This window comes from Bradyrhizobium sp. 132, from assembly GCF_023074185.1.
Classification (GTDB): Bacteria; Pseudomonadota; Alphaproteobacteria; order Rhizobiales; family Xanthobacteraceae; genus Bradyrhizobium.
In genome coordinates, this window is the sequence record NZ_JADPKY010000196.1 from 1 (window position 1) to 706 (window position 706).

The window sequence follows — 706 nt, forward strand, 5'->3', positions numbered from 1 at the left end:
TGCGCCGACCTCACCACTGAACGGATCGGCCAAGAACCGCTCCGCCGTCAGTTCGGGCCGGTTCAGATAGCCACGCGCGACCCCCGCCCCGCCAATGTAGAGCTCTCCCACCGCTCCCAACGGAACGGGCGCGCCATGGCCATCGAGCAGATACACACGCGTGTTCGCAATCGGACGGCCAATCGGGACAACTGACCCATCAAAATCAGAGGGGTAACTCCAGGTCGTCGCACAGACCGTTGTTTCGGTAGGTCCATAGGCGTTGACAATAGATGTTGCAGGCAACCTTCGAATGAGTTCAGACTTTGGCAGCTCTCCAGCAAGAATGAGAGATTGCGACGCCAAATATTCCAGATTGCGGTCTCCTTGGAAAAAGGCTGGAGGCAACGTCGCGTGTGTTATGGCTTCGCTTCGCAGATAATCTGATAGCTTGTTACTCGCTTGACGGAGCTCATCCGCAGGCAAATGCAATGCGGCTCCAGCACCAAACGCCATAAGAATTTCCCAAGCGCTCGCATCAAAACCAAAGGAGGCGAACTGCACTACTCGGCTGTTTGAACAAACGCCAAAAAGCCCGATCTGAGCCAGCCCCAGGTTGACGAGGCCCCGATGCTCGATCATGACTCCCTTTGGGGTGCCGGTAGATCCCGAGGTGTAGATCACATAGGCGAGATGGCGCGAGGTCAGGCCAAGCGCACGCGGGTCG

Annotated in this window: 1 protein-coding gene; it reads right to left on the reverse strand. The window is 57.4% G+C overall.

All coding sequences use genetic code 11. The features are described 5' to 3' along the window. The coding region (locus IVA74_RS40735; protein WP_247353818.1) for an AMP-binding protein at positions 1-706 on the reverse strand (706 nt) is incomplete at both ends.